General features: G+C 55.3%; 21 protein-coding genes. 10 read left to right on the top strand and 11 right to left on the bottom strand.

The window, feature by feature from the left end; all coding sequences use genetic code 11:
- Positions 1-11 precede the first annotated feature (11 nt).
- From uraA to rpmG, 7 genes are all read right to left on the bottom strand, one after another.
- Complete coding sequence (gene uraA / locus PGY33_RS04585; RefSeq protein WP_118481003.1) at positions 12-1,274, bottom strand: uracil permease; 1,263 nt, start codon at positions 1,272-1,274, stop codon at positions 12-14.
- 44 nt (positions 1,275-1,318) lie between these two features.
- Positions 1,319-2,161 (bottom strand): patatin-like phospholipase family protein, encoded by an 843-nt coding sequence (locus PGY33_RS04580; protein WP_118481004.1) that lies wholly within the window; start codon positions 2,159-2,161, stop codon positions 1,319-1,321.
- A 179-nt stretch (positions 2,162-2,340) separates the two neighbouring features.
- Complete coding sequence (gene rplA / locus PGY33_RS04575) at positions 2,341-3,036, bottom strand: 50S ribosomal protein L1 (RefSeq protein ID WP_110435835.1); 696 nt, start codon at positions 3,034-3,036, stop codon at positions 2,341-2,343.
- Between the two features lie 98 nt (positions 3,037-3,134).
- A complete protein-coding gene (gene rplK, locus PGY33_RS04570; RefSeq protein ID WP_118481005.1) occupies positions 3,135-3,560 on the bottom strand; it encodes a 50S ribosomal protein L11 in 426 nt (141 codons plus the stop codon).
- A gap of 104 nt (positions 3,561-3,664) precedes the next feature.
- Positions 3,665-4,201: a transcription termination/antitermination protein NusG gene (gene nusG, locus PGY33_RS04565; protein WP_110435833.1), complete on the bottom strand. Its 537-nt coding sequence runs from the start codon at positions 4,199-4,201 to the stop codon at positions 3,665-3,667.
- Between the two features lie 17 nt (positions 4,202-4,218).
- Complete coding sequence (secE, locus tag PGY33_RS04560; protein WP_110435832.1) at positions 4,219-4,449, bottom strand: preprotein translocase subunit SecE; 231 nt, start codon at positions 4,447-4,449, stop codon at positions 4,219-4,221.
- 18 nt (positions 4,450-4,467) lie between these two features.
- A complete protein-coding gene (rpmG, locus tag PGY33_RS04555; RefSeq protein ID WP_110435831.1) occupies positions 4,468-4,617 on the bottom strand; it encodes a 50S ribosomal protein L33 in 150 nt (49 codons plus the stop codon).
- A gap of 294 nt (positions 4,618-4,911) precedes the next feature.
- On the opposite strand from rpmG, the gene ruvX reads away from it, so the two are divergent.
- Both ruvX and PGY33_RS04545 read left to right on the top strand, forming a co-directional pair.
- The gene (ruvX, locus tag PGY33_RS04550; RefSeq protein WP_117491465.1) at positions 4,912-5,328 is read left to right on the top strand and encodes a Holliday junction resolvase RuvX; all 417 of its coding nucleotides are present in this window, start codon (positions 4,912-4,914) and stop codon (positions 5,326-5,328) included.
- A gap of 199 nt (positions 5,329-5,527) precedes the next feature.
- Positions 5,528-6,868, top strand: coding sequence for a Na+/H+ antiporter family protein (locus PGY33_RS04545; RefSeq protein ID WP_118481006.1), 1,341 nt, complete (start codon positions 5,528-5,530; stop codon positions 6,866-6,868).
- A 407-nt stretch (positions 6,869-7,275) separates the two neighbouring features.
- On the opposite strand, the gene PGY33_RS04540 is transcribed toward PGY33_RS04545, so the two are convergent.
- On the bottom strand, positions 7,276-7,644 hold the full coding sequence (locus tag PGY33_RS04540) for a hypothetical protein (protein ID WP_118481007.1): 369 nt from the start codon (positions 7,642-7,644) through the stop codon (positions 7,276-7,278).
- A 175-nt stretch (positions 7,645-7,819) separates the two neighbouring features.
- Here PGY33_RS04540 and PGY33_RS04535 point away from each other — a divergent pair, with 175 nt between their 5' ends.
- Positions 7,820-9,118, top strand: coding sequence for a sedoheptulokinase (locus tag PGY33_RS04535; RefSeq protein WP_118481008.1), 1,299 nt, complete (start codon positions 7,820-7,822; stop codon positions 9,116-9,118).
- A gap of 136 nt (positions 9,119-9,254) precedes the next feature.
- Positions 9,255-9,899, top strand: a complete 645-nt coding sequence (locus tag PGY33_RS04530; RefSeq protein ID WP_118481009.1) for a CatA-like O-acetyltransferase — start codon at positions 9,255-9,257, stop codon at positions 9,897-9,899.
- A 45-nt stretch (positions 9,900-9,944) separates the two neighbouring features.
- Here the strand turns inward: PGY33_RS04530 and PGY33_RS04525 are convergent, their stop codons facing one another.
- From PGY33_RS04525 to PGY33_RS04515, 3 genes are all read right to left on the bottom strand, one after another.
- Positions 9,945-10,379 (bottom strand): hypothetical protein, encoded by a 435-nt coding sequence (locus PGY33_RS04525; RefSeq protein WP_118360871.1) that lies wholly within the window; start codon positions 10,377-10,379, stop codon positions 9,945-9,947.
- The gene (locus PGY33_RS04520; RefSeq protein WP_118481010.1) at positions 10,340-11,479 is read right to left on the bottom strand and encodes a GGDEF domain-containing protein; all 1,140 of its coding nucleotides are present in this window, start codon (positions 11,477-11,479) and stop codon (positions 10,340-10,342) included. Before PGY33_RS04520 ends, PGY33_RS04525 begins: the two co-directional genes overlap by 40 nt.
- A gap of 448 nt (positions 11,480-11,927) precedes the next feature.
- Complete coding sequence (locus PGY33_RS04515; protein ID WP_118481011.1) at positions 11,928-13,433, bottom strand: Y-family DNA polymerase; 1,506 nt, start codon at positions 13,431-13,433, stop codon at positions 11,928-11,930.
- A gap of 379 nt (positions 13,434-13,812) precedes the next feature.
- Here PGY33_RS04515 and yedF point away from each other — a divergent pair, with 379 nt between their 5' ends.
- The 6 genes from yedF (at position 13,813) to PGY33_RS04485 (ending at position 18,755) form a co-directional block, all read left to right on the top strand.
- Positions 13,813-14,424, top strand: coding sequence for a sulfurtransferase-like selenium metabolism protein YedF (gene yedF / locus PGY33_RS04510; RefSeq protein WP_118481012.1), 612 nt, complete (start codon positions 13,813-13,815; stop codon positions 14,422-14,424).
- Positions 14,424-14,666: a DUF3343 domain-containing protein gene (locus PGY33_RS04505; RefSeq protein WP_117751907.1), complete on the top strand. Its 243-nt coding sequence runs from the start codon at positions 14,424-14,426 to the stop codon at positions 14,664-14,666. Before yedF ends, PGY33_RS04505 begins: the two co-directional genes overlap by 1 nt.
- A gap of 11 nt (positions 14,667-14,677) precedes the next feature.
- Positions 14,678-15,811 (top strand): aminotransferase class V-fold PLP-dependent enzyme, encoded by a 1,134-nt coding sequence (locus PGY33_RS04500; protein WP_270477559.1) that lies wholly within the window; start codon positions 14,678-14,680, stop codon positions 15,809-15,811.
- Between the two features lie 30 nt (positions 15,812-15,841).
- A complete protein-coding gene (locus PGY33_RS04495; RefSeq protein WP_270477558.1) occupies positions 15,842-16,402 on the top strand; it encodes an alpha/beta hydrolase in 561 nt (186 codons plus the stop codon).
- 69 nt (positions 16,403-16,471) lie between these two features.
- Positions 16,472-17,992 carry an amino acid adenylation domain-containing protein gene (locus PGY33_RS04490; protein ID WP_270477556.1) on the top strand — a complete coding sequence of 507 codons (1,521 nt, stop codon included), beginning with the start codon at positions 16,472-16,474 and terminating at the stop codon, positions 17,990-17,992.
- The gene (locus PGY33_RS04485; RefSeq protein ID WP_270477554.1) at positions 17,979-18,755 is read left to right on the top strand and encodes a GNAT family N-acetyltransferase; all 777 of its coding nucleotides are present in this window, start codon (positions 17,979-17,981) and stop codon (positions 18,753-18,755) included. Before PGY33_RS04490 ends, PGY33_RS04485 begins: the two co-directional genes overlap by 14 nt.
- The last annotated feature ends 13 nt before the right edge of the window (positions 18,756-18,768 follow it).

The raw sequence follows: 18,768 nt of genomic DNA, 5'->3' as shown, positions 1-18,768 counted from the left end.
TTTCGATTCATTTACGCATCATTCGACAGATGGAACTTATCGAACGCATAGAACACAAGGCTCATGATCATGCCGACGATAGCGGCGAGGGTCATGCCGGACAGCGACACATCGCCCAGCGCCAGCGTCACGCCGGACAGGCCGGTAACGAAAATGACCGAGGTCAGGATCATATTGCGGTTCTTGCTGTAATCCACATGATTATCAACCAGAATACGCAGACCGGAGGTGCCGATCATGCCGTACAACAGGAACGAGATACCGCCGATGACCGGACCCGGAATGGTCTGGATAAGGGCTGCCAGCGGACCAACGAACGAGCAGATGATGCTCAGCACAGCCGCGCCGCCGATCACGCGCACGGAGTACACCTTGGTGATCGCCATAACGCCGATATTTTCGCCGTAGGTGGTGGTCGGCACCGAGCCGATAAAGCCGGAGATCATGGTCGAGAAGTTATCCGCGAACAGCGAGCGATGCAGACCGGGATCCTTGAGCAGATCACGGCCGATGACCTTGCCGGTGACGAGCTGATGACCGATATGCTCGTTTGCGATAACCAGAAGGACCGGAAGAATGATCAAAATCGCGTTGATGTCAAACTTCGGGGTCTGGAAATTCGGAATGGAGATAAAGCTGGTGTGCAGCGCATCCACAATAGTCTGGGGCTTGATGACTTTGGTAATGACACCCGCGATATAACCGCAGATGATCGCGATCAAAATCGGGATAGTCGAGAAAAAGCCGCGGAACAGCACGCTGCCGAATACCGCAACAGCCAGCGTTACGAGGAACGTGATGACCGTGCCTCTCGTTACACCACTACCGATAATACAGCCGGTTTCAGCCGCCGAGCCTGCCAGCTCAAGGCCGATCAGCGCAACGACCGGGCCCATGGCTGCGGGCGGCAGAACGACGTTGATCCAGTCCGTGCCGCACTTATAGATAATGAACGCGAGCACACAGCCGCACGCACCGACGACAACAAAGCCGCCGAGCGCGTACTGATAGCCCCAGTTCTGGATAACGATGGTCGCCGGAGCGATAAACGCGAACGACGAGCCGAGGTATGCGGGCGCCTTGCCCTTGGTGATGAGGATGAACAGCAGCGTGCCGATACCGTTCATGAACAGCACGATCGCCGGGTTCATCTTGAAGATGAACGGCACGAGCACGGACGCGCCGAACATCGCAAACATATGCTGGATGGACAGCGGCACGAGCAGGCGCGGCGGCACCTTTTCCTCTACCTGAATGATTCTGTTGCTTTGCATCGTTTTTTCATTCCCCCTAAAATATTTCTCTTTTACCAAACCCGTCAGCGGAACAGATTTTTGATCTGCTCCATCCGGGCACACGTCATATTATACCCCATTTCATAGCCCCATTCCAGCTTTTTCACGTCTTTTTCAAAGCTGTTCAGCGATTTTTCCGGCTGAAGGAGTACGGTGTCCTGCGGTTTGTTCTCCGCAAGGCGGTGACAGAAGCAAACTGTCTCGTTGTAGTGCTTGGCACGCTCAAGCAGCACCTTGGGCATTGCCGGATATTTGCGTTTCAGCCACTTTGCGGTGAACTGCACGCCGCGTCCAAGCGTTTTGCGGTAGCTTTCCGGCTGCGTGAGCACGATCAGATTGCGCTCGTTGCCGTCATGCAGGCTGCGCAGAATCGGGATTGGGTCGGCCAGACCGCCGTCGTAATAGGTCTCGCCGTCCATCTGCACCGGTGGGAAGTAGATCGGGATGGCGCAGGTCGCTCGCAGCATCGTGCATGGACGGTCCATGCGCATGCCGTCGAGGTATTCGGCTTTGCCTGTCTTTGCATTGGTGACACCGACCAGATATTTTCCCTGATAGCTGTGAAATGTGTCCCAGTCGAACGGCACAAGCTGGTTCGGGATGGTATCGAACACGAAATCCGTGCCGAAAATGGAGTGGTCGTGCAGCAGGTTGCGCGCGCCGAAATAGCGCTTGTCGCCACGATACTGCCGCAGTATGTTGATGTTGCGCTCACGCTGCCGTGAGAGATACGACGCCGCATAGGTAATGCCGGCGGACACGCCGATGACGTAATCGAACATGATGCCGTTGTCGAGCAGCGCGTCCATCACGCCGCAGGAGAATACCGGGCGGAAGGTTCCGCCTTCTAAGACTAAACCGGGCATAATTAACCTGCCTTTCTTACTATTTTTCTGAAATCAAGAGAGTTTTCGTGTTTTTCGGCACACGCTGTCTGGTGCAGTAAAAATCTACGCTATTTTACAAAAAGACAGACCAACAATCGAAATCATCGGTCTGTCTTTCTGACTCTCAGCGGAAAACCGCCGAGTAAAATGCTATTGAATTAGCCGATCATCTTTGCGGTGCTTACCTTGATGCCAGGGCCCATGGTAGAAGCAATAACGCAGGAACGAACGTACTGACCCTTTGCAGCAGCCGGCTTAGCCTTGATGATAGCACCCATCAGAGCGTCGAAGTTGTCCTGCAGCTTCTCAGCGCCGAAGGAAGCCTTGCCGATCGGGCAGTGGATGATGTTGGTCTTGTCGAGACGGTACTCGATCTTACCAGCCTTGGACTCCTGAACAGCCTTGGTAACGTCCATAGATACGGTACCAGCCTTCGGGTTCGGCATCAGGCCCTTAGGACCAAGCACGCGGCCCAGACGGCCTACAACGCCCATCATATCCGGGGTAGCGATAACTACGTCGAACTCAAAGAAGTTCTCCTTCTGGATGCGCTCCATCAGGTCCTCTGCACCAACGATGTCTGCGCCTGCAGCCAGAGCCTCGTCAGCCTTTGCGCCCTTAGCGAATACAGCAACGCGAACCTGCTTGCCGGTGCCGTGGGGCAGAACGATAGCGCCGCGAACCTGCTGGTCAGCGTGACGGGAGTCAACGCCCAGCTTTACGTGCAGCTCGATGGTCTCATCGAACTTAGCCTTCGCGGTGGAAACAACGGTGGAAAGCGCTTCAGCCGGATCGTACTGCTTGGTGCGGTCGATCGTCTTTGCGCTGTCTACATACTTTTTACCTTTATGCACAATAAATCCTCCTTAAGTGGTTAAGCGGGAACTTGAATAACCCTCCCACTGTATGCGGCAGATAGCCGCAGCTTCGTACAACAAATAAAAACCGGAGATTACTCCTCGACGGTGATACCCATCGAACGGGCGGTGCCCGCGATCATGCTCATAGCAGCCTCGAGAGAAGCGGCGTTCAGGTCGGGCATCTTGGTCTCTGCGATCTTCTGGCAGTCAGCCTTGGACAGCTTTGCAACCTTGGTCTTGTTCGGTACAGCAGAACCGGACTCGATGCCGCAAGCCTTCTTGATCAGAACCGGCGCCGGAGGCGTCTTGGTAACGAAGCTGAACGAACGGTCAGCATAAACCGTAATGATAACCGGAATGATCATGCCGGCATCGTTCTTGGTGCGCTCGTTGAATTCCTTGGTGAAAGACATGATGTTTACACCGTGCTGGCCGAGAGCCGGACCTACCGGGGGAGCCGGGGTTGCCTTGCCTGCGGGAATCTGGAGCTTGATATAACCTACTACTTTCTGTGCCATGTTGAAAGGTTCCTCCTTCAAAAAATGTGGTGGCTGGCGAGTTCCTAATTGGCACGGAACTCTCCCACTTGCCGTAAATGCGGAAATCTATCTTCCGCTCATTGTCACTCGTCGAGAGTTTCAACCTGATCGAGCTCAAGCTCGACAGGGGTTTCGCGGCCGAACATGGAAACGGTTACGTTTACCTTGTTCTTATCCGGCTCAACCGACGATACAACGCCGATAAAGCCTGCCAGCGCGCCGTCGATAACGCGAACACTGTCGCCTGCGGCGTAGTTTACCTCGATCTCGCGCTTTTCCACGCCCATTGCGATGATTTCTTCCTCAGTCAGCGGAATCGGCTTGGAGCCGCCGGACTTGTCCTGACCCAGAAAACCGGTGCAGCCGCGCGTATTGCGAACCAGATACCAGGTTTCATCGGTCATGATCATCTTAACGAGCACGTAGCCCGGGTACAGCTTGCGCTCTACCTCGCGGCTTTTGCCGTCCTTTACCTCAACGACCTTCTCGGTCGGGATGTTGACGGCTTGGATCAGGTCATGCAGCTTGCGGTTTTCGACCGCTTTTTCGATCGAAGAGGCTACCTTGTTTTCGTAGCCGGAGTACGTATGAACAACGTACCATTTTGCAGCGTCTGACATTGTTGCCTCCTTTTAAGTTAGGCGGCGAAATGTTTAAGCAGCGTCTGGACACCAAGACCGAATACGATGTCAAGCACCCAGATGAAAATACCGATGATGACTACGCAGGCGATAACGACCAGCGTGTTGTTCGTCGTCTGCTCACGGGTGGGCCAGACGATCTTACGGCATTCGCTCTTCAATTCGCGGAACCACTTGCCGATACGAGCAAAGAGACCGGGCTTTTTCGCTTTGGTTTCTTCAGCCATTAAGCTACTTCCTTTCCCTTACTTCGTTTCGCGGTGAAGCGTGTGCTTCCGGCAGAAACGGCAGTACTTGTTCATTTCCAGACGATCCGGATCATTCTTCTTGTTCTTCATTGTGTCATAGTTTCTCTGCTTGCACTCGGTGCAGGCCAGCGTGATCTTTACGCGCATAGATAACGGCACCTCCTTTTAATATCTCGCTTCGTTTCCGTATCCCTGTGACACGGCTTGAAGCTAATTGCCTCCCTCTGTCAGCGTTCCGACGTCAACTTTTCAGACACACGAAAAATAGGCGCAAAAAAAGAACCTGCATAGGTGTTTTTAGTATAGCATGTGAGGGATTTGCGGTCAAGCATTTTTTCTGAAAAAGTGCTGATTATTTTCGTTTTTTATGGTATACTCAGGGTAATCACACGGGCAGAAAACACCGATTTGAAAAACTGCCCAAGAAACAGGAGTATGACTATGCGTATTTTGGGCATTGATTACGGAGACGCCCGCACCGGCCTTTCGATCTCCGATCCTTCCGGCTTTCTGGCCGGCTCGCCGAGCGTGATCCACGAGTGGAATTACGCCAAGCTGGTGGACAAGCTGGCGGCCTTCATTCAGGAAAACAAGATTGAGGAGATCGTCCTCGGCCACCCGAAGAATATGGACGGCACGGTTGGCCCTCGCGCCGAAAAGTGCGAGACTCTGGCGAAGGAGCTGGAGGAGCGCACCGGACTGCACGTTGTGCTGTGGGACGAGCGCCGCACGACGGTCGCCGCACACGAAATCCTGCACCGCAGCGGCAAAAAAGAGAAAAAGCACCGTCAGAACGTCGATGCAGTCGCGGCAACGCTTATCCTGCAGGGCTATCTGGATTTTAAGCGCCGCCAGTGATTTCCGGTATATCTATTTATATAGTATCCTTTTTCGGCACCTGTTCCCCGCAGGTGCCGTTTGCTTTTCCAATAACTTCTTTCGATAAGAAACATTTCTTGACGGTTTGGCTTTTTTCTGCTACAATAAGAAAAACTTCAATACTTTACCGTGTGCAAGTCCCGCTGCATGCGGTTTTTGTTTCTAAGGAGAATGATACATGTCTATTCTTTTCAGCCTGCTCACAAACCCGGTCACGATATCCGTACTGGTGCTCTGTGTTCTGTGCCTGACCGGTTTGAATGTGCTGCTGTCCATGCTCATCGCGTGCATCATCGGCGGCGTGGCCGGCGGTATCCCGCTGCTGAACGCGCCCGAGGGCACGCAGACCGTTATGCAGCTGCTGACCGGCGGCTTTGCCAGCAACGCCACGACTGCGCTGGCGTACATCCTGCTCGGCACGTTTGCCACCTGCATCGCCACGACCGGTCTGGCCGACATTCTGTCGAAAAAGCTGTCGCGCCTGCTCGGCGGACACAAACTGGCGCTCATTGGTGTGCTGACGCTCGTTGCCTGCCTGTCGCAGAACCTCATTCCGGTGCATATCGCATACATCCCGATTCTCGTGCCGCCGCTGCTCCGCATGATGAACCGTATGCGGCTTGACCGGCGTGCCGTTGCGTGTGCGCTGGCGTTCGGCCATAAAGCGCCGTATATCACCATTCCGTTTGGTTTCGGATTGATTTTTCAACGCGTTATCGCGGATAATCTGAGTGAAAACGGTCTTTCTGTAACGGTCAAGGACGTTACCGCCGCCAACTGGAGCATTGGCGTTGCCATGCTGATCGGTCTGTTCATCGCCGTGTTTGTCCTGTACCGCAAGCCGCGTGACTACCACGACATTGAAGCAGACACCTCCGCTGCCGAGGTAATTTCGGAAAAGCTCGAGTATCGCCATTATGTCATGCTTGCCGCCGCGATTGTTGTCGCAGTCGTGCAGGTTATCAGTCAGGATCTGGCGCTTTCCGCGCTGTGCGGCCTGATCATCATCATCGCGTTCCGCGCTATCAAATGGAGTGACATTGACGAGCAGATCGAGGGCGGTATCCGTCTGATGGGTCAGATTGCCATCATTATGCTGGTGGCAGGCGGCTACGCCTCGGTCATCAAGGCCACCGGCGGCATTGACGCGCTCGTAAACGCCGGTATTTCCGCCGTAGGCGGCAGCAAGGTTGTCGCTGCGATTGTCATTACGCTCATCGGCCTGCTGGTGACGATGGGCATCGGCACCTCGTTCGGCACTGTGCCCGTGCTCGCTGTGCTGTTCGTGCCGATGTGCAGCTCGCTTGGGTTCTCCACTCCGGCTACCATCCTGCTCATTTCGGCCGCCGCTGCCCTTGGCGATGCAGGTTCGCCCGCATCCGATACCACGCTCGGCCCAACCTCCGGACTCAACGCCGACGGTCAGCACGACCATATCCGCGATACCTGTATCCCAACGTTTATCGCGTTTAATATTCCGATTATGATCTGCGCGATTTTGATGTCGCAGGTGCTGTAAAACAGCACCCCTGCAATAATAATTAAGGTTTAAGGCGCGACGATGAAAAACGCTCGAGATTACTCGAGCGTTTCAGTCTGTCGATAAAGTCAATCTATCGTTTTTACTTTTCGTGCGGCAGCACGCATAAAATAGAATTTGCACAGCAAATTCATCATTCCCGGGGGCATGGTCCAGACCACCCTCTCTTGCCGCTATGCGGCAATTCACCTTGTGTACCTCGGGAATTATACAAGGGACGAAAAATCGTGCCCGTAGGGCGCGGCTTTTCGTCAAGATTCGATTGAAAGCGTGGTTTCAATCGAGAGGCTGCTCGAAAAACGGAGTTTTTCGACAGCCTCAAACGCTCGAGATTACTCGAGCGTTTTATTTTTTATCCACAGCAATGTGGATAACTCGGTGGATAGCTACTCCATCTTTCCATCCAGAATTTCCGCAATATCGTCAATCAGCTGTTCCCAGTCATCCTCGGTGCCCTCGGTCTGCAGAAATCCAGTGCCCATATCGTTGACAAAGGCGTGTCCGATGTCGATATAACTGTCGTAATCCGGCTCATGATAGCCGTATTCCGTGCCGAGCAGCACGATTTCGTCGCATTCATCGCCCTGCAGGTGCGCCATCGCTACATTGAGAAAGCCGTTTTCCGCCATGCTGTCATCATCGTCCGGCGCCGCCCATGCACGCTCCCAGTATTCGTCCTCATCCTCGTTGAACAGGCCGTCCTTGTAATAGTCCAGCTCACGCCGAATGCTCTGCTTGAGAAAATTTCGGTCCATATTGTTCGCTCCCCTTTTCTCTGTTTTGCGACTTTATTATAGCATGTGCAACTCGTTTTTCAAGTCGGTAAATTATCCACAAACTTGTGGACAAATTTGTGCGCAATTTCTTTTCATACACGCTCCGCTGTGCTATACTGCTGACAGAACCATCAGGCGAACCGAGGGACGCAGCATGAAAACATTAGGCATTGACATCGGCACCACAACGATCAGCGCGGCTGTGCTCGAGGACGGACAGTTTCTCGCCAGCGAAACGCGGTCAAACGGTGCCTTTATTTCGTCTGCGCTGACGTGCGCACGCGAGCAGGACGTGGAAAAGATCACGCAAACAGCACTTGCTATTGTGCAAATGCTGTTTGAACGCTATCCGGATATTCATTCCATTGGCGTGACCGGGCAAATGCACGGCATTCTGTATGTGGACGCGGACGGCAATGCCGTCAGTCCGCTGTACACCTGGCAGGACGCACGCGGCAGCCTGCCGCACAGCAAAACCGAAAGCTGGGTGCAGTATCTCACGCGCGAGACCGGATGCCTTGCCGCAGTCGGTTTCGGTCTGGCAACGCACGCGTACAACCTTGCCGCCGGACTTGTGCCGCCCGCCGCCGTCACCTGCTGCACCATCGGTGACTACCTTGCCATGCGGCTGTGCGGATTGGCTGCGCCGCGCATGGATGCCAGCAACGCCGCAAGCATCGGCTTCTTCGACGCGGAACGCTGTGCTTTCGACCAAAACGCTCTGCAAAAAGCCGGTATCGACCCGAACTTTGTCCCGCAGCTTGCCGCCGAGCCGGTAATCGGGCACTTCCGGAATGCGGCTGTCTGTGCCGCCATCGGTGACAATCAAGCCAGCTTTCTGCGCGCGGTGCGCGACAAAACCGCCGAAATGCTTGTGAATGTCGGCACCGGCAGTCAGTTTTCCGTGTTTACGCCGCACTATCTGCAGGCAGACGGCTTAGAGACCCGTCCCATGCCGGGCGGCGGCTATCTTCTGGCCGGTGCTTCGCTGTGCGGCGGACGCGCTTACGCACTGCTCGAGCAGTTTTTCCGCTCCACCGCGTCCATGCTCGGCACAGAAACGAACAGCTGCTACGACGCAATGGCGCGTCTGCTGGATGAAAATCCGCGTCCGGATGATGTGCCTGCCGTCTGCACCCTGTTTGAAGGCACGCGCGCAGACAGCAGCCTGACCGGCAGTATTTCCGGCCTTACAACGCACAATTTCACGCCTTTACACCTGATTTACGGCGTGATGGACGGCATGGCCGACGAGCTGCATCGAATGTACACCGCGTATCGGCAGGCCGGCGGCACGCCGAAAAGGCTGATCGGCTCGGGCAACGGCCTGCTGCAGAACCGGTATCTGCAGCAGCGCTTTGAGTCTGCCTTCGGCTGTCCGCTCACGCTGTCCGACGGCCGCGAGGAAGCTGCCGCAGGCGCGGCGCAGTTCGCTGCGGAGCAGCAGATTTGACAGCAGCAAGATTATTGAACAAGTCGTATCATCAATATTTTGAATTTCGTGCGTTAGTGCGCATGAATAGCGTTTGCTTTGCAAATGCCAAAAAGTCAGGGCGTGTACCTGCAGGGTTCGGAAAGGATGGAACGCTATGCAAGCCTTCAAAAAAGTCAATATGGAAAGCTGGCCTCGCCGTGAGCACTACCGCTACTATACCGAGGCTCTCAAGGTTGAATTCAATATGACGGCGCCGGTGGATGTGCAAAACCTGCTCCGTTTCTGTCATGCACACGGCTGTAAATTCTACGCAGCGGCGATTTACTGCGTCACCAAGGCGCTGGGCCGCATCGAGAACTTCCGCATGTTCAAAAACGCGGACAACGAACTCTGTGTCTGGGATAAAATCGTGCCGAATTTCACGTTCTTTCATCCGGATGACTGCACGTTTTCCGACTGTTGGACGGACTTTTCCGAGGATTTCCCCACGTTTTACAACGCCATTACCGCGGATATGGAGACCTATAAGGATGTCAAGGGCATCAAGACCAAGCCGAATCAGCCTGCGAATTTCTACTGCGTATCCTGTACGCCGTGGACGGCGTTTACCGGCTGCGGCAGCCGCGTCGCGGACGGACAGCCGGCGTACTTTCCCATCGTTGTCATGGGCAGATACGAAAAATGCGGCGAAAAGGTCAATATGCCGGTCAATATCACCATTGCACATGCGGTGGCAGATGGATACCACGCAGGCCTGTTCTTCCGGTATCTGCAGGAGGAACTGGATGCTCTGCACTGAATGTACAAAAATCCACGCTTTTCTTTGTGAAAAGCGTGGATTTTCTCATTCATCCTGTCCAAATATTGCCCCATCCAACATCAGCACATCCTCCATCGGAATCACCGTGCCGTCTGTCAGGGTCAACCGCCGCGTGAACTCATCCGCCTTTTTGACCACACCGGAAACTGTGCGGTATGCACCGCCGGATTTGCGTTCATCCGGCACAAAATAGGTAATCTCCACCTCGGGTTCTGCATCGAGCACGGAAAGCAGCAGCCGATACCGCTCGTTAAGTGCGGTCAGCATGGTCTCGTCCAGCTCGATTTTGCGGTCGGTCAGCCGCGCTGTCTCACGGATAACACCGGCATACCCGGTCAGCGCCGCAAACGGCGAAAACTGCGCCGCACGGTCGCTCATGGGCATCTGCGGACGGGTTGGGGAGACATGATGCGGCAGATTCATAATCCCGGCGTATTTTCGATTGTCGATTGCGGACATACTTCACCTGCTTTCTTCGACTGCGTTTCGTCCAGAAAAATCCACAGCAGCTCATGTGCGTCTGCGGAACTCCGGTCGGCCATGGTGATTTTGAGATGTACCCGGCTGCCGTCCCGTATCTGATAGGTCATCTTCAGCGAACCATGCGCCGCAATCTGCTCCTCTATATAGCTGTAATCCAACAGCTTTGCAAATTCGTCATAATACTCCGGATGAACCAGTTCGCGGCAGTACTCACGCACGGAAGACATAAACGCATGATGATTATTCTCCAGCATGGTCTTAAAATATGACGGAACATAGATATACCGACAGGTATCCTGCTTGGCATTGACCATGTACACTCCCCTGTAAAGCGGCGCGATGGCCTGCAGAAAACGGGTAACATCCTGCTTTTTGATGAGTAGCTGCTCCAGCTTGTCATCGATGATGCGCATTTGACGGATACCGCCGTTATTGCGGTAAAACTCCATCTTATCATGCCGCATGGCCGTTTCAGCCCGATTGACCGTCTCGTTCAGCGTCTGTCTGTCCGTGCTTTCAGACACGCCGACCGAGACCTCATAACCCATCTCACGGATTGTGTGACGGAACGCCGCAAGGCTTTCTGCAAGCTCCTCCGGCTGACGCGCCGGACACAGCAGGACAAACTCATCACCGCCGATGCGGTACGCGCAGTCGTCCGGGAAATACTTCCGAATCCCGTCCGCAATCGAGCGCAGCATATGGTCGCCGGCCTCATGTCCCAAGTGGTTGTTGATCTCATGTAGGCCGACGGCATCCATGTAAATGCAGGTCAGCCGCGCATAATTCGCCAGCTGAAAGACCTTGAGATCGTGCTCGTACTTGCAGCGCGTGTACAGATGGGTCAGCACATCATGATTATAGTAGTCCTCGGAATGGTCGGCTGTGTGGTGCGACAGCTGCAGCTCCTTCTCACCGAGCACGATGGACTGACCGTTCTCACCGTTCTTGAGTGAAAGCGTGATTTCCATATTTTCATCCAGAATCATATCATCCGGATATCGTTTTTCCAAATATTCCGCTACCAGACGCAGGACATTTCCGGCGTGATAGCCTTTTTCGCAGATAATTTTCATTAGCTTCTCCGTATGCAGCTGCCTTGCGGCTTCGCAATCCTTCCAGAAAAGATATATTTCCCATATTATTGTGAATATATTATATTTCCTTTGATTGCCATATACAAGGGTGACTGCCTGAAATGTCGAATTTTCGACATAGAACGTCAGTGGAGAGGCAGAATCAGGCAATTCATTTACATTGCCTGAGGCTGTCGAAAAACTCCGTTTTTCGAGCAGCCTCTCGATTGAAACCACGCTTTCAATCGAATCTTGACGAAAAGCCGCGCCCTACGGGCACAATTTTTCGTCCCTTGTATAATTCCCGAGGTACACGCCCCCGGGAATTATGAATTTGCTATGCAAATTCTATTTTATGCGTGCTGCCGCACGAAAAATAAAAACGATAGATTGACTTTTTCGACAGACTGAGGCAATGCATTTACATTGCCTTAGCATGTTTTTCCGATTATGCGTTATGCCCGCCGATTTTTCCGTTTCGCTCGATGGCAGTCGCACCTTCCTCAAGGTTCATGCCCTTGAGCAGCGCGTTTTTGCCGTACTTGCTCTTGATGGCAAGCGCCGCCTGCTGCAGCTTTCGTTCCCGCTCGAGTGCGGTCTGCTCTGCCCTCCGGCGCTCCTGCTCGGCAGCATAGTCGGTAAACAGGTCAAGCTGCTCACACCGAGCCGGCTGGGGTGCGTCAGATTCCGGAAGGATGTGATCTGCCACCAGATACATGCGCCGGATGAGCAGATTCGGGTCGATAATACGGTCGAACAGCGTGGTCGCTGCGTCCATGAGCTTTCGCGTAGACGAGGTCAGTTCTCCGAGACTCTGCGTGCCGTGTGCAGATTTTGGAAGCGTGCGCCCGTAGCGATCGGTCTCGGTCTTGCCGTGATAGTGAATCCGCCGTGCCGGATCGTTCAGGTTATCAATATCGTACCCGACGGTCAGCACAAGCCGGTCGGTGACAAAGCCCTTGCTCACCAGATCGAGTACCAGCTGATCCGCCATTTCGCGGACAACCAGACGTGCCTTGTCCGCTGTATACGGACACGCAAGCACCTGCCCGGTGCTGATGCTGTTGGTGCTCGGCTTGTAGGCTTTGATATCCGCGACCGTGCACGGCTCCCATCCCCACGCATGGTCGATGAGCAGCTCCGCATTTTTACCGAACAGCTTATACAGCAGATCCTCGTTTTTCTCCGAGCACAGCGCGATATCGCCCATGGTGCACATGCCGTACTGCTCGAGTTTTTTCGCGGTGCCTCGTCCCACACGCCAGAAATCGGTGAGCGGCTGATACGACCACAGCTCGTGCCGGAATCTGCGCTCGTCCAGTTCGGCGATACGCACGCCGTCGCGGTCGGCGGGAACGTGCTTGGCGACAATATCCATCGCCACCTTGCACAGAAACAGGTTGGTGCCGATGCCCGCCGTGGCCGTGATGCCGGTGGTGTTCAGCACATCGAGAATGATTTTCCGCGCCAGCTCACGCGCGGTCAGGCCGTAGGTCTCAAGGTAGCCGGTCACGTCCATGAACACCTCGTCAATGGAGTACACAACCATGTCCTCCGGCGCGACATATTTCATGTAAATGGCATAAATCCGGCTGCTGTACGCCATATAATGCGCCATATGCGGCGGTGCGATGATGAAATTCATCGCAAGAGACGGGTTGTCCCGCAGTTCCGCAGCAGAGTAAGACGCGCCGGTGAATGTGTGCCCGGGCGCACGGCGCTGCCGCTCGGCGTTGACCTGCTTGACGCGCTGACGTACCTCAAACAGCCGTCCGCGGCCGGAAATGCCGTAGCTTTTCAGCGACGGCGTGACTGCCAGACAGATGGTCTTGTCCGTGCGGGTCTCGTCCGCGACAACAAGGTGCGTGTCGAGCGGATCCAGCCTGCGCTCCCGGCACTCCACGGAGGCATAGAAGGATTTCAGGTCGATGGCAAGGTAGGTGTGGGATCGCATGGTTATGCCTCCTTTCGGCATGTCAGTCAATCAGATAACGATTTTGTATCAGATATTGGATATTCGGGTTATCCATAGATAATTTTCCGGTAACACAGTTCAAATAAGCAAGTAATATCTGTAAATGTGTTCTATATAAGGTTACGGATAGATAATTATCGTCTAGGGCAATACCGCATAATTGAACAAGAGCGATTTGCGAATAAATTTTGCGTACTTTTGTAAAATACATTATAATTTTACCCTTTTCAAGAGAACACCGTCAAGAAAAACCGTCCTCTCCTCCCAGTATTCCGCAATCCTATGGATAAATTATGGTCTTCAGTGATTTATTGTGCTATACTATCCACAGAACATCCCCAAAAGGAGGAACTTTATTATGGTACAAGTGAATGCGATCGGTGACGCATGTCCGATTCCGGTCATCAAAACGCTGCACGCGCTGCAGGATTTAAACGGTGCGGGCACGGTGCAGACGCTGGTAGATAATGAAATTGCGGTGCAGAATCTGACCCGCCTTGCGGAGAGCAAAGGCTGCTCGATCACGACCGAAAAGCGCTCGGACAAGGAGTTCTGCGTGACAATCACGACTGAAAATTCCATCGGCAAGGCAGAAGCCGATGAGCAGATTGCCTGCACGGTACCGGCGGCGCAGAAAAAGACGGTCGTTGTCATTTCCGCCGACCATATGGGCGAGGGCGACGAGGAGCTTGGCCGCATTCTCATCAAAGGCTTTATTTTTGCGCTCACCCAGCAGGAGCACCTGCCGAGCACGATTCTGTTCTACAACGGCGGCGCACGCCTGACCTGCGAAGACTCGGCATCGCTCGAGGATCTGAAAAACCTGGCATCGCTCGGTGTGGAGATTCTGACCTGCGGTACCTGTCTCAACCACTACGGCCTGACCGACAAGCTGGCAGTCGGTGACGTGACCAACATGTACGTCATCACCGAGAAGCAGATGCAGGCCGACCTCATTCTGCGCCCGTGATGCGGCGCAAACGACCGTTTGCGGTCATCGCGTTCGCGTCCACCGAGCAGGCACTCGCGGCAGAAGCCATGTTCACGCAGCGCGGTCTGCCCGGACGCATGATCCCGATTCCCTCTCAGGTGAGCGCAGGCTGCGGACTGGCATGGAAGGCCGAAACAAGCGAGGAACAGGTGCTCCTCGACGCTCTGTGTGAAACCGGCATCGGATTCGAGACACATGCTCTTGTCGAACTGTTCGACTGACGGAGGAAATCATGATTTATCTGGATAACGCAGCGACCACGCTGCACAAGCCGCCTGAAGTCGCAGAGGCGGTCAAAAACGCCATTCTTACCGCAGGAAATGCGTCGCGCGGCGCACACGGCGTGTCGCTTTCCGCGTCGCGCATGGTGTTCGAAACGCGGAGCAAGCTGGCGAAGCTGTTCGGCTGTCCGCGTGCGGACCATGTTGTATTCACCGCGAACTCCACCGAGGCGCTGAATATTGCACTCTACGGTCTGTTCTCGTCCGGCGATCACGTCATCTCGACCGATCTGGAGCACAATTCCGTGCTCCGTCCGCTGTATGATCTGCAGACGCGCGGCGTATCGGTGGATTTTGTACCAGCGGACCGTCAGGGCAATATCCGCTATGAGGATATGGAAACGCTCTTTCGACCGGAAACCAAGGCCGTTGTCTGCACGCATGCATCCAATCTGACCGGAAACCTGCTCGATATCGCCAAAATCGGTGCAATGGCGCACGCACACGGTGCGCTTCTGGTTGTCGATGCATCGCAGACGGCAGGCGCGGTGCCAATCGACATGCAGCGCATGAACATTGACGTGCTCTGCTTCACCGGCCACAAGGGCCTGATGGGTCCGCAGGGAACCGGCGGCCTGTGCATCCGGCCGGGTGTAGAGCTTCGGCCGCTGCTCCGCGGCGGCACCGGCATTCACTCCTACGACCGCGAACAGCCGCAGGCGTATCCTGCACGGCTCGAGGCGGGCACGCTCAATACGCACGGCATCGCCGGACTGCATGCCGCGCTGAAATTTATCGAAAAACAGACCGTGCAGATCATCGGAGCACACGAACGCGCACTCATGCGGCGGTTTTACGACGGTGTGAAGGACCTTGACGGCGTGATCGTCTACGGCGATTTCTCCCGGTCGGAACGTGCGGCTGTTGTCGCGCTTAACATCCGCGATTATGACTCCGCCGAGGTCGCGGACGCGCTGTTTGCCGATTATGACATCGCCACACGCGCCGGTGCACACTGTGCGCCGCGCATGCACGAGGCGCTCGGCACCGTGCAGCAGGGCGCGGTGCGCTTCAGCTTTTCATATTTCAACACGGAAAACGAGGTCGATACCGCGATTGCCGCCGTGCGGGAACTGGCGGAGTGACCCTGCATTTTCCCCAAAGGAGCCTTACCTATGAGCAACCAGCTTGCCGTGCTGTTCCCCGGCATCGGCTATCATATCGACAAACCGCTGCTATATTACAGCGCAAAACTTGCACGCGCACGCGGCTGCGACCTGCTCGCGGTGCAATATCCCGCTCTGCCGACCGGTTTGAGAGACCATGCCGAAAAAATCGAACAGGCTGTGCAGACCGCGCTTTCTGCCGCAGAGGAACAGCTTGCCGCCATCGACTGGACCGCTTACGACCGCGTTTTCTTCCTCTCGAAGAGCATCGGCACTGCGATTGCCGCACGGTATGCTGTTCAGCACAACATTCATCCGCGGCAGGTATACTACACGCCGATTGAACAGGCCCTGCCCTATCTCGACCCGACCGGCATCGCCTTTCACGGCACCGCCGATCCGTGGGCGGACACCGAGATGATCATAAACGGCTGCCGGAAGATCGGCATTCTGCTCTATCTGACCGAAAACGCCAACCACTCAATGGAAACCGGCGATACCTTGCACGATATTTTTATTCTGCACGATATTATGGATGAAACCGCACACTGGATGGATTCTCCGGCGTGACCGCCGTTTTCCGTTTACTTTTTCCGCCCTCTATGATAAAATAGACTATCATAATGAGGAAGTATGTCTATGAGAAAAAATGTACTCGAATATTTGGAATCCTCTGCCCGAATGCACGCGAACAAGCCTGCGTTCTGCGATGAGAACCGCGTGTTCACCTTCGGCGAGCTGCTGAAGGCCGCACAGGGTCTGGGCACGCACCTTGCCAGAGCCGTCGATACGCTGCACAAGCCGGTCGCGGTTTTGATCGGCCGCACGGCCGAAAGCGTTGCCGCAATGCAGGGCGTGCTGTATGCGGGCGGCTGCTACGTTCCGATTGACGACCACATGCCGGAAGCGCGTATCCGCCGTATTTTCGAGCAGGTCCATCCGGCCGCTATCGTCTACGCCGAGGGCAACCGCAGGCAGGCTGAGCCGCTTGCCGACTGTGCGCCGCTCATCTCGATGGACGAGGGCTTTGCAGCACCGGCTGACGCAGACCTGCTGCAGTCCATCCGTGAGAGCGTACTGGATATCGACCCGGTTTACCTGCTGTTCACCTCGGGTTCGACCGGTGCGCCGAAGGGAATCGTCATTCCGCACCGTGCGGTCATCGACTTCACCGACTGGATGAGCGAGTTCTGCGGCTACACTGAAAACGATGTTTTCGGCAATCAGGCGCCGTTTTACTTTGATCTTTCGTGTAAGGATCTGTACCAGACCCTTTCGCTCGGTGCAACCTGCCATATTTTCTCGAAAAAGCTGTTCACCTTCCCGATGCTGCTGCTCAAGGAGATGGAGCGTGTCGGCGTGACCGCCATCAACTGGGCGACCAGCGCGTTTCACTTCGTGGCAAGCTCGGGTGCGCTGAGCAAATGTGCACCGCCCACGTTGTGCAAAGCCGCTCTCGGCGGTGAAGCGCTGCAGGCGCGCTATGTGAACGCGTGGAAGGCCGCGATTCCGGGTCTCGAGGTTGTCAATATGTACGGACCGACCGAGACCACCGTGGACTGTGCCGCATTCCATCTCACCCGCGACTACCGCGACGATGAAGCCATTCCAATCGGCAAAGCCTGCCGCAACATGCAGATTGTGCTGCTCGACAAGGACGGCAAGCCCGTTCCGGACGGCGAGGCCGGCGAGATCTGCGTGCGCGGCAGCGGACTGGCCAGCGGCTATTTCGGCAACTGGGAAAAGACGAACGAATGCTTCATCCAGAACCCGACAAACCCGTATTTCCGCGATATTCTGTACCGCACGGGCGATATTGCCGTCAAGAAGGACGACGGTCTGCTGTATTTCCTGTCGCGGCAGGACGGACAGATCAAGCACATGGGCTACCGCATCGAGCTTGGCGAGATCGAGACCGCGCTGCACAGCGTGGACGGCATCGCCGCCGCAGCCTGCCTGTTTGACCGCAGCCGCGACCGCATCCTCTGCATCTACGAGGGCGAGCCGGATGCCGCGGCACTCGCGCGTGCCATGCGCAGGCTGGTGCCCAAGTACATGCTGCCCAACATCTACGAAAAGCTGGACGCACTGCCGATGAATGCCAACGGCAAGATCGACCGCGTCAAGCTGAAGGAGCAATTTATCCATGCGGAAGATTGAGAATTTCGCACAGATTTCCGATCTGCTGAACGCACAGCTCAAGCGCGGTGTCCTCACCAACAACTTTCTGCGCGGTGAGGACTACACGCGCGAAATCGAAAACGGACTGTACATTCACGAGGCGGACGGCGCCCTGCTGCTGTTCCGCGAACGCGGTGACCACCTTGTGATGACGTTCTACCTGCATCCGGGCGCGGTGCTCTCCCTGCCGGAGACGGACAGGCCGGTTGTGACCGAGCTGTCCTGCCGCGCGAAAGACGCGGAGGTTATGGCTAATGCCGCCGAGCAATTCTGTGCCCTCGGTTTTCGTCAGGTGCTGCGCCGCACACGGCGCACCCGCAAACCGGAAGCATTTCCGGTGGAAACAACCGCAGTTCCTGCAAAGCCGGAGGATTTCGAGGATATTTCCCGCTTTTTAAGCGAGCACTTCTCCGCTCTCACCGGCTGTCTGCCGACTGCGGACGATCTGCGCGAAAACCTCGCAAACGGTCAAACCGTTATCACCCGGGACGAAAAAGGTGTTTCCGGTGTGCTGCATTTTGCGGTTTCCCGCGCCTCGACCGAGATTCGGCACCTTGCCGTACGTGCGGACTGCCGCGGAAAAGGTCTTGCCGGCGAACTGCTCACTGCGTATCTTGCGGCAACGGACGGTGCAAAAAGTCAGGTATGGGCGCGGACCGGCAATGCGCCGGCCGAGCATTTTTACGAACAACACGGCTATCGGCCCGACGGATGGACTTCCGCCGTGCTGCAATATAATTAAAGGAGAAATCGAC

This window comes from Butyricicoccus sp. AF18-9LB (assembly GCF_027684505.1).
In the GTDB taxonomy this organism is placed as follows: Bacteria; Bacillota; Clostridia; order Oscillospirales; family Butyricicoccaceae; genus Agathobaculum; species Agathobaculum butyriciproducens.
Note: the sequence above shows the minus strand (reverse complement) of the source record. Positions and strands in the feature narration are given on the sequence as shown.

Bases quoted from the DNA above. Each gene is read 5' to 3' on its own strand.
- rplK (WP_118481005.1), bottom strand. From the start codon at position 3,560: ATGGCACAGAAAGTAGTAGGTTATATCAAGCTCCAGATTCCCGCAGGC.
- PGY33_RS04500 (WP_270477559.1), top strand. From the start codon at position 14,678: ATGATTTATCTGGATAACGCAGCGACCACGCTGCACAAGCCGCCTGAA.
- PGY33_RS04525 (WP_118360871.1), bottom strand. From the start codon at position 10,379: ATGTCCGCAATCGACAATCGAAAATACGCCGGGATTATGAATCTGCCG.
- PGY33_RS04505 (WP_117751907.1), top strand. From the start codon at position 14,424: ATGCGGCGCAAACGACCGTTTGCGGTCATCGCGTTCGCGTCCACCGAG.
- PGY33_RS04580 (WP_118481004.1), bottom strand. From the start codon at position 2,161: ATGCCCGGTTTAGTCTTAGAAGGCGGAACCTTCCGCCCGGTATTCTCC.
- uraA (WP_118481003.1), bottom strand. From the start codon at position 1,274: ATGCAAAGCAACAGAATCATTCAGGTAGAGGAAAAGGTGCCGCCGCGC.
- PGY33_RS04530 (WP_118481009.1), top strand. From the start codon at position 9,255: ATGCAAGCCTTCAAAAAAGTCAATATGGAAAGCTGGCCTCGCCGTGAG.
- PGY33_RS04485 (WP_270477554.1), top strand. From the start codon at position 17,979: ATGCGGAAGATTGAGAATTTCGCACAGATTTCCGATCTGCTGAACGCA.
- PGY33_RS04520 (WP_118481010.1), bottom strand. From the start codon at position 11,479: ATGAAAATTATCTGCGAAAAAGGCTATCACGCCGGAAATGTCCTGCGT.
- PGY33_RS04490 (WP_270477556.1), top strand. From the start codon at position 16,472: ATGAGAAAAAATGTACTCGAATATTTGGAATCCTCTGCCCGAATGCAC.
- PGY33_RS04515 (WP_118481011.1), bottom strand. From the start codon at position 13,433: ATGCGATCCCACACCTACCTTGCCATCGACCTGAAATCCTTCTATGCC.
- nusG (WP_110435833.1), bottom strand. From the start codon at position 4,201: ATGTCAGACGCTGCAAAATGGTACGTTGTTCATACGTACTCCGGCTAC.
- PGY33_RS04535 (WP_118481008.1), top strand. From the start codon at position 7,820: ATGAAAACATTAGGCATTGACATCGGCACCACAACGATCAGCGCGGCT.
- yedF (WP_118481012.1), top strand. From the start codon at position 13,813: ATGGTACAAGTGAATGCGATCGGTGACGCATGTCCGATTCCGGTCATC.
- PGY33_RS04495 (WP_270477558.1), top strand. From the start codon at position 15,842: ATGAGCAACCAGCTTGCCGTGCTGTTCCCCGGCATCGGCTATCATATC.
- PGY33_RS04545 (WP_118481006.1), top strand. From the start codon at position 5,528: ATGTCTATTCTTTTCAGCCTGCTCACAAACCCGGTCACGATATCCGTA.
- rpmG (WP_110435831.1), bottom strand. From the start codon at position 4,617: ATGCGCGTAAAGATCACGCTGGCCTGCACCGAGTGCAAGCAGAGAAAC.
- ruvX (WP_117491465.1), top strand. From the start codon at position 4,912: ATGCGTATTTTGGGCATTGATTACGGAGACGCCCGCACCGGCCTTTCG.
- secE (WP_110435832.1), bottom strand. From the start codon at position 4,449: ATGGCTGAAGAAACCAAAGCGAAAAAGCCCGGTCTCTTTGCTCGTATC.
- PGY33_RS04540 (WP_118481007.1), bottom strand. From the start codon at position 7,644: ATGGACCGAAATTTTCTCAAGCAGAGCATTCGGCGTGAGCTGGACTAT.